General features: G+C 37.5%; 11 protein-coding genes and 2 pseudogenes. 6 read left to right on the top strand and 7 right to left on the bottom strand.

Annotation, left to right across the window (positions count from 1 at the left end; genetic code table 11):
* The first annotated feature begins 288 nt into the window (after positions 1-288).
* The 3 genes from M1K46_RS25360 to M1K46_RS25350 all read left to right on the top strand — a co-directional run bounded on the left by M1K46_RS25360 (position 289) and on the right by M1K46_RS25350 (position 1,674).
* A complete protein-coding gene (locus tag M1K46_RS25360) occupies positions 289-618 on the top strand; it encodes a YolD-like family protein (RefSeq protein WP_256228217.1) in 330 nt (109 codons plus the stop codon).
* Positions 619-971: 353 nt separating this feature from the next.
* Positions 972-1,097, top strand: a complete 126-nt coding sequence (locus tag M1K46_RS25355) for a hypothetical protein (protein ID WP_255357561.1) — start codon at positions 972-974, stop codon at positions 1,095-1,097.
* A gap of 64 nt (positions 1,098-1,161) precedes the next feature.
* Positions 1,162-1,674, top strand: coding sequence for an acyl-CoA thioesterase (locus tag M1K46_RS25350; RefSeq protein ID WP_053357799.1), 513 nt, complete (start codon positions 1,162-1,164; stop codon positions 1,672-1,674).
* Between the two features lie 521 nt (positions 1,675-2,195).
* On the opposite strand, the gene M1K46_RS25345 is transcribed toward M1K46_RS25350, so the two are convergent.
* Complete coding sequence (locus M1K46_RS25345; protein ID WP_256228216.1) at positions 2,196-2,399, bottom strand: cold-shock protein; 204 nt, start codon at positions 2,397-2,399, stop codon at positions 2,196-2,198.
* Between the two features lie 221 nt (positions 2,400-2,620).
* Between M1K46_RS25345 and M1K46_RS25975 the strand changes: the two genes are divergently transcribed.
* From M1K46_RS25975 to M1K46_RS25335, 3 genes and pseudogenes are all read left to right on the top strand, one after another.
* The gene (locus M1K46_RS25975) at positions 2,621-2,785 is read left to right on the top strand and encodes a DUF4030 domain-containing protein (RefSeq protein ID WP_375162252.1); all 165 of its coding nucleotides are present in this window, start codon (positions 2,621-2,623) and stop codon (positions 2,783-2,785) included.
* 302 nt (positions 2,786-3,087) lie between these two features.
* On the top strand, positions 3,088-3,483 hold the full coding sequence (locus M1K46_RS25340; protein WP_256228215.1) for a hypothetical protein: 396 nt from the start codon (positions 3,088-3,090) through the stop codon (positions 3,481-3,483).
* 71 nt (positions 3,484-3,554) lie between these two features.
* A pseudogene (locus M1K46_RS25335) lies at positions 3,555-4,296 on the top strand (IS3 family transposase); the annotation flags it as partial.
* 42 nt (positions 4,297-4,338) lie between these two features.
* Here the strand turns inward: M1K46_RS25335 and M1K46_RS25330 are convergent.
* The 6 genes and pseudogenes from M1K46_RS25330 to M1K46_RS25310 form a co-directional block, all read right to left on the bottom strand.
* The gene (locus tag M1K46_RS25330) at positions 4,339-4,560 is read right to left on the bottom strand and encodes a hypothetical protein (RefSeq protein WP_062234420.1); all 222 of its coding nucleotides are present in this window, start codon (positions 4,558-4,560) and stop codon (positions 4,339-4,341) included.
* A 485-nt stretch (positions 4,561-5,045) separates the two neighbouring features.
* Entirely contained in the window at positions 5,046-5,351 is a 306-nt protein-coding gene (locus tag M1K46_RS25325; protein WP_062234413.1) for a hypothetical protein, read from the bottom strand.
* A 258-nt stretch (positions 5,352-5,609) separates the two neighbouring features.
* Positions 5,610-5,804 carry a DinB family protein gene (locus M1K46_RS25970; protein ID WP_375162251.1) on the bottom strand — a complete coding sequence of 65 codons (195 nt, stop codon included), beginning with the start codon at positions 5,802-5,804 and terminating at the stop codon, positions 5,610-5,612.
* Between the two features lie 436 nt (positions 5,805-6,240).
* Positions 6,241-6,720: a hypothetical protein gene (locus tag M1K46_RS25320; RefSeq protein WP_256228214.1), complete on the bottom strand. Its 480-nt coding sequence runs from the start codon at positions 6,718-6,720 to the stop codon at positions 6,241-6,243.
* A 73-nt stretch (positions 6,721-6,793) separates the two neighbouring features.
* Positions 6,794-7,156 (bottom strand): annotated as a pseudogene (locus M1K46_RS25315) (sigma-70 family RNA polymerase sigma factor); the annotation flags it as partial.
* Positions 7,157-7,305: 149 nt separating this feature from the next.
* Complete coding sequence (locus M1K46_RS25310) at positions 7,306-7,419, bottom strand: recombinase family protein (protein WP_256228213.1); 114 nt, start codon at positions 7,417-7,419, stop codon at positions 7,306-7,308.
* Positions 7,420-8,399 lie beyond the last annotated feature (980 nt).

The following is an 8,399-nucleotide window of genomic DNA, read 5'->3' as shown; positions in this document are numbered from 1 at the left end:
TTGTTTGTTCTGCATTTTAAACTTCATAGTAGGGCTTCCTCCTAGATGGTTGTTTGGGATACATTCATCTTACTGAGGAGCCCTATTTTTATCAAAGATCAAAATTAGCCATCTACAGGAATGCTAACCTGCCCAGTTAGTTCAAGAAGAGTCAGTAATATTGGTACTCATAACAGCGCGGAAATTTGACAGAAGTTATGGACCTCTTTTAGAGGGCCTTTTTTCCACTACTACACGAACAAACATTCGCATATAATAAAGAAAATAAAACTAAAGGGAGGAATAAATATGTTACGTGATCGAGAATCCATAAAATGGACTGCTATGATGCTGCCTGAACATGTGAAAGCACTACGGCAGTTTGACTGGGACCAGGAGAAAAAAGTGAAACCGGAATTAGATGAACAGCAGCTGGTACTGATGGAAGACACAATTGGTGAGGCAATGGAACATAATTTGGATTTGTGCTTTACATATTTTGAACGGGGAGATTTTCATTTATTAATCGGGAAGGTTCATGCTGTGGTTCAGCATAAAAAGGAATTGAGGATTGTTGATTTTCATGGTGATGTGATACGCCTACAATTAATGGATTTAGTACGCGAATGTCGCAGATGATAACACTGCGGAGGTTAGTAATCCAAGTGCCAGTCCGCATGATATTACTTTGCTTGGTAACTTCATGTTGAATATCCCCTTTTCTATTTTTTACAGTTTTTACTCTGTAGACAAATTCTACCATGTTGTTCGAAAACTGGGTATTGAGAAAATTAATGCTCAATCATTAGATAAATGGGTCAATTCTCATGCATATTTCTCAAGTTTTAACTTAAAGGTAATACGAATTTTATGGAAAGGAAACCTGTTGCAACATCCCCTTGCAGTAAGTAACAATTTGGACAATAGAAATTATAATTGATTGAAATAGAAAACTAACGTTAATACTGTGGTTGAGAAAGGAGTTGACTCTTTTGGCGGAGGAAAGAAGTGAAAAACCGAATGAAATTACTAACCATATGGATGATGAACAACTATTAATGGTTGTTAAAAAAACTTATGAACATATAGAAGTTATTAAATACCAAGATGATAAATAGTTCCCTATGCTTATTTCAGGAAACTGCTAACTTCCTATAAAAAGAAAAGAAAGGTCGTTATTTTATGATAGATCAAAAAAAATGCAGGGATTCTTTTGTAGTAAAAACGAGCATTGTGTTACCACCTGATACAAACAATCATGGAACGTTGTTTGGTGGAAAACTAATGGCTTATATAGATGATGTAGCTTCAATTGCCGCAATGCGCCATTCCCGTAGAAATACTGTTACAGCTTCGACTGATTCTGTAGACTTCTTGCACCCTATTCATGTCAGTCATGCCGTCTGTCTAGAGGCTTTTGTTACATATGCAGGCAGAACATCAATGGAAGTATTTGTTAAAGTAATAGCAGAGGACTTACTATCAGGAGAACGGAATGTATGCGCACTTTCTTTTTTAACAATGGTCGCAGTTGATCAAGACGGTAAGCCTACCCACGTGCCAAAAGTCATTCCAGAAACGAATGAGGAAAAAGGATTATTCAATTCTGCAGCGGAGAGAGCAGCGAACCGAAAAAAAAGAAGAAAAGAAAGTGGGAACCTGGCAAAGGACTTCGGTACCGGTTTGCCATGGTGAAAAGCCTGATCGAGTGGGATGTACGTGCAGGTGCCATTCTTCCTAACAAGTTCGGTCCTTCCTCCGCAAAGTGCCCAAATACTATGACCTCAGCTGACTTCCTGCCGTTCAACGTCGTCTCACAACGACGTGGGCATGGCCGTTCCGACAGGCTCTCCCCGGGTAAGAGTGCAGACTTTTCTTCCATGTCCCCACTTCATTTACTCTGTGACAACCTTTGGCAGTAAGGACTTTGGCTTGTATGGCAGCCTCATCCAATGTCACCTAGCCTCGTATGAAGTTCGTGTTCCTGGGGCGGAAGTTTGCCGCCGACTTCCTTCAGCTATGCGAGTCCCTCGCACCATCTTGTCTTAGGCTTCTACTACTACTGCCTTCACAGTTCAGGACTTTCACGCTATAGCCTGCACCCATGCTGGGCAAACCACGACAAACCCCTTTTCAAAAAAATTGAAAAGGGGTTTGTCTACGGTCTGACAGGTCCTTTTTAAAGAAGGGACCTGTTTTTTTTATTAAATAATGTATTATGCTGCTTTTTTAACGTTTGCAGCTTGAGCTCCACGGGCACCTTGCTCAACGTCAAAAATAACTTTTTGACCTTCGTCTAATGATTTGAAACCTTCAGTTTGGATAGCAGAGAAATGAACGAATACGTCGTCTCCATCTTCGCGTTCTATAAATCCGAAACCTTTTTCTGCATTAAACCATTTAACTGTACCTTGTTCCATATTTGTTGCCTCCTAGTGCACAATGTGTTACTATCCTTGCCCAAAGTAATCATCAAGATGAAAAGTCGAATACATATATGCTTTTACACCGAACAAAAATAATTCTTTTTTATTATAACAGAACAAAGAAGTCAAAGCAAATTAATAGATAGGTGTTCTAGTTAAAAATTCAGCTGAAATTGAGAGAAATATGGTGGTAATAGTTAAAAAAACACTTTTTAATTCGAAAATTAAACCAAGCAAATAATCCCAACGCATCACAGTTGGCTGTAAGGATTGAGAAAGAAATCCATTCCTTTATTCAAACAGACAAGACAACAAAAGAAGTTCGCCATGATCCTTATAAAATCAAAGTGTTCAACAAGGATAATAAGAAGATAAATTAGGCACTAATCCAAAACATAGACCGACAGATTTAACAGTCTTTTATATTTTACTGCCAATAAACTCCCTTAATTTTTAAAGAGAGTTTATTGTTTCAAAGCAAACTTCGGCTGATACTTTTTGATCAGTATGGAAAACAGAGCTACATAATAAGGAACTAATAATAGCCTTATACCTGCGAAATCACTCGATAACCCACTCGAAAAATGCTGGATAAATTCATCGAGTGTGTATTATATACATATTAAATAGACAATTCGGAATCTTGTGCCATATAATTAGACTCAAAGGAGGCTGATTATTGATGAGAGAATACGTAAGGTTTGATCAAGTCAGGGATCAGAGCGCACTTCATAAACTTCAGCAACAAGGATGGGAAGTTTTTGATACCGCGAAAGTTAGAGTTGATGGGATCGATGAACAAATTTGGTATCATGTTGGATTGCCGTACAAAACTTACGTTAAACAATTGCAGGAAATAATAACTGCTTATGAAGAAGCTGGCCTAAAAGAGGAATTATTCAAGAAGATTGCAGAAAAGAACGGAGAAGAATACGATGATTTCGAAGAAGGTCATGGTTACTTCCAACAAGGTACACAATTACCGACAGCTAAATTTATGACAAGTTACGATAGAGTCGTAAAAGGTAGCTCAGCGGTATTCGCTTCAAAGGAAAATAAAGAAGAATATGAATTTTAACAATAGTGACCTCTGCCTCCTTGAACTGCACCCCAAATTTTAGACACACTCTAAAATTTGGAGGTGCTTTTCTTATGTACTGGGTGAAAAGATACGAATACCATGGAGAACGTGCTTTTATCAAAAGCTATCCAAATTATTCCGTAGACTTTAAACTAGACGTACTTACCTATATGAACGAACATGGGACGTCTTTCTTTGAAACAGCTGCGTTCTTTAATCTGTCTTCTCATACTCCTCTTTTGGACTGGCAAAACAGAGTAAAGACGCTGGGATGGGCTGCCCTACAATTTTTTTTAAAAAAGGGGCGTCCTGAAATGAAGAAATAAAACCAAAAATCTTCCGAGAAATCAACACCGGCTGAAGGATCTGTAGAAGCCCTCCAACAGGAGCTAGAAGCGTTACGTATGGAAAATGCGTATTTAAAAAAGTTGAATGCCTTAGTTCAAAACAAAGAAAAATCACCAAACAAGACAAAGCGCAAGTAGTCTATGAGTTAAGGCATGAATTTCCGGTGAAAGCTCTTATCCAGCTCGCAGAAATCCCACGCAGTTCCTATTATTATTGGTTGAAACATAAAGATCGTCCCGATCCGGATGCGGAGTTAAAGAAACGGATACAGGCGATTTATGATGAACATGAAGGCCGGTTTGGCTATCGCCGGATTCGCGATGAACTTAGACATCAAGGAGACCCAGTGAATCATAAAAAGGTGCGCGTCTCATGGAGGAACTGGGCTTAAAGTGCCTCGTACGCGTGAAAAAATATCGTTCGTACAAAGGAGAAGTTAGCAGGATCGCACCCAATCTTTTAAAGATTGCGCTATTTAGTTCGAACAAAGTTTTTTTAGATTCTTTAAGTTCTCCGTTCAAGAATTTTCACTGTCCAATCGTCTCTATTTTTTTCTACGGTGACCTTATTTCCATCTCCTGCTAGATAACCCGCTACAAAACAAGCCTCATCATACTCTTTAAACGTTTTTTCATCGAGATCGGACGACCGCTTCATTGCTTCTATGGCCCTTCTTAAATAGCCCTCCCCTACACTGAAGAACATGTTGATCTTGATTGATTTCATATGTTGATTTCCCCTTTATGTATCTACTAGCCTTAAACCATCGAACAGCATTAGTCTTGGGAAGACTCCGGTTCTTGTGGTTCCTTTATTGAATGCTTCCAATCTTTGTAGTCCGGCTCGTCAAGCTCATAGATATCCATTTTACCATCAAACTTACATTGGTCATACTTCGTTTCATATTCTCGGATGGATTTCTTAATTTCGTTTACAACCTCTGTTTGTTAAGGTTAGGTTATTGCCGTTATTCATTTTAGAACTAACTTCGTCTTCTTACTTTCTATATTATTCTGTTGTTTGTTTCGATTGCTTTGACTTCTAAATAACAATACAACCATAGTAATAAGAAATGCAAAGAATACGACGAACATCAATTGAACTATTATGTCTCCTGTATTCAATCAAATCTCCTCTCTAAAATTATTCTCTTCTTTGTTTTTATGTACATTTTCATATCCCGTCTCAAGTTCTCCCGCTTCCTAACCTCTTTAACTTTTCTGTGCGGGAATATAAAGAGAAACTGATTCAAGTGGTTCCCAATTGTTATCATACAATTGAAAATGAACTAGGCGGCCTTCCTCGTTATAAAAAGAATGGCGGGATCCGACTATATTTCCGTTTACATTATAAAGATATTTAGTAATTGACACGATTTTTTGCTCTTTTCTAAATTCTTCATGTTCTATATCCAGTTCATTTTCTTTGTACTCTTTCCACTTTTCTACTGGCAGTGTTATTTGGTGCAGTCTCCGATTACTAGTATATACTTCTAATACGATGGAATTAGGATTCATAACATTTCCTCCTTCCTTTCATATAAAACTTATTATTTGCACAATTTTCTGGATTTAAGAGTTTCAGTACAAATCAATTATTTTTATCAGAATACCAATAACGCGAATAATCAGTCGTGACAACGTCCATTACCATTTCAGACAAACACGTTTTGCGTTTCTCTTCCCATGGAATATTAAGAACCCTCAACTTTTCAAAATCCTCTGGCTGGTTTAAAAATTCTTGATATCTCTGAGATAAAATGTAAAACAACCTATCTATTTCTTCAATACCTTTCCCTTCCCCTGTTTCTTTCTGCTTCCAATGGGCATATCTTTACCAGAAATAATATGAAACCAAAGTTGATCGACGATGTACATGTGAGAAACCACTTTCAATATAGAGGGGAAAACGCTCTGAATTTCTTGATGGTAAACATCATCAGAAAGCTCTTTTAATCTTTTAAATTTAATGCATCCAATAATAATTACTTTATTAACTTCTTCTGTAATAATTCCAGAAAACCTTCTTCAACTAAACGCCAGTTAGTTCAATAAAAAAAAGCTGCCATGCAGCCCTGTTTAGATTTATAGTTTCCTGCTTTATTAGACAGGTTGCTTACATTATTATACGCCCTCTTTCAGGTTTACTTCCTGATGAAACATCTGGAGCACAATTTTTTAGTAATTAGTAGTTTGTCCATACCAACGTCTCTCTATATGCATTTAATAGAGTAGGAGGTGCATTTAAATGGGAGAAAAAAAGAAATCCCGAAAAAAGATTTATTGTGAACCGGAATATATTGTTAAAGACGTATATACCGAAAAAGAAGTAACATTCGTTCACCCTATCATCCGTATTAAAAAAGAGCATATCAAATATGTCCCTCGCCATGTCTATAAAGAAGAATCAATACATGAGATCATAGACCCTGGCTTTCCAAAATGTGATTGCAAGAAGAAAAAGAAGAAAGAATTTGATGAGTCTAGTTCCAGTTCCAGCTCCAGCAAAAAGCACGTTGAGTCGAGCTCCAGCTCCAGCTCCAGCAAAAAACACGTTGAGTCGAGCTCCAGCTCCAGCCCCATCAAAAAACACGTTGAGTCGAGCTCCAGCTCCAGCTCCAGCAAAAAACACGTTGAGTCGAGCTCCAGCTCCAGCCCCATCAAAAAACACGTTGAGTCGAGCTCCAGCTCCAGCTCCAGCAAAAAGAAAAAGAAAAAGAAGAAATATCAAGATGACATCAAAGACCCTGGCTTTCCAAAATGTAATTGCAAAATTTGCAAAAAGAAAAAGAAGAAAAATCGCTGGTAATTTAATATTTCTAGAGAACGCCTTTAGGCGTTCTTTTATGTATAGAGAGCTGATCATCACGTGCAGATAGACACCCACCACATGTAACCTTTTTCCGTTGCTATGACCTCAGTCAAATTTAAAAGAAACCGTGTCTAAAGGCGGTCATTCACAGCAATGGTAATGACATTAGAATCTCATTTTCGATACATCGCGCAGCGTACGTCGCAAGCTTCGTTCCCTTCCCTCTCGAATAACTTTCTATTGCCTTGATCAGCCCAATGGTTCCGATTGAAATCAGATCTTCGGTATCTTCACCTGTATTTTCAAATTTCTTTACTATATGTGCAACCAAACGCAAGTTGTGTTCGATCAGTTTGCTTCTGGCCTCCTGATCTCCCTCGGCCATCAGCTTTAAGTATTCTTTCTCCTCATTTTCGGAGAGGGGTTGCGGAAACGCATTGTTTTTTACATACGAAACAAACAGCATTACCTCTTTGAAAAAGTACGCTAACACGGCTAGCAACCCGGACATACAGACACCTCCCGGCTTTTTTCTTTACTCTTATCTGTATGCCGGGTTGGGCTTGTTAGGTGTCTGTACTATTGTATAAACATTGTCTCGATATACAAAATTACTATAGTGGTCTGTGCAAAGCTACACTTGATTTATCAAAGTGCATTTTAAAAAATGTGGATCTGAAAACTATTCTTCCGGCATTCCTTGATCTGATCTTCCAAGATGAAGCCTTTTTTCACCTGCTCCTCTGTACTCACCCTTGCATAGATCGCGATCATTGAGCTTCACCCTTCTGTACTTCTACCGTTTTCAAAATGTTTTAAAATAGATGGGTAGCCCTGATAAATCAACTTTTTCCCTTTTTCATTTTTATAAGTTATTAAGATTTTTCAAACTCAATCGGCACGAGAGGATAGCAATCCATTTCGAAAATGATACCTATTTTTATTCGCATCTTTAAAAGGTTATAAATGATCTCCTTTACATTTATCTCAAAGTTAACAACCACTTTTAAGCTAAAAGTTTTTTTGCACAAGGATGCACTTAACAATACCTCTACAAGATGTTTTTTAGGTAATTATTTCTAATAATAAATATTAAATGCATGGTAAATATATAGAGGTATTAAAACTTAAAGGAGAGATTAAGATGCCTCAAAATATTGATGTAAACCAATTAAATCAGGCTAAAGCGAATGTTACATTAACTCAGACCTTATTAAGCCAAGCATTGAAAATCCTCTTCCGACCCAACATTAGCCCAAGAAACGCTCAAACAAGCAACTAATGAAATCTCATCAGCTCTTACAGCAGTTAACCAAGCACAAGGAACATCAACTACTAAAAAATTTCAATAAAATTACCGATATTAAGGTTGCACCAGCTTCTATGTCCGTAAATTTACTTATTAGAAACAAAGTGAATGTTTTTAGAAAGAAGCCTAATAACCATTGGGATGTTCATGGTTATCAGGCTTTTTCATATCAAAATTTAACAACATACGGTTTTCTGAGATTTCTCTCCTTTCTTTAATATTACTCATCCTTCTAATATTTCTTAGTGTACAAAAAAGCTGTATGTTAGGAACTTTTCATCATTGCCGTCTAAAATCCTCGTTTTGCTGGCGGTACCCCATGCCCATCAAGCTAACCCAATAATGCTTAGAGTAGAGTCCTTTCCACAAGAAACCCTACATGTTTGACTAAAGAAAGGCATGCCAAATATGCCAAAAAACAGGTCGTTTTTTTTAGTGCTATGCT

The sequence above is a fragment of the Fictibacillus sp. WQ 8-8 genome (assembly GCF_024494405.1).
In the GTDB taxonomy this organism is placed as follows: Bacteria; Bacillota; Bacilli; order Bacillales; family Fictibacillaceae; genus Fictibacillus_C; species Fictibacillus_C marinisediminis.
Note: the sequence above shows the minus strand (reverse complement) of the source record. Positions and strands in the feature narration are given on the sequence as shown.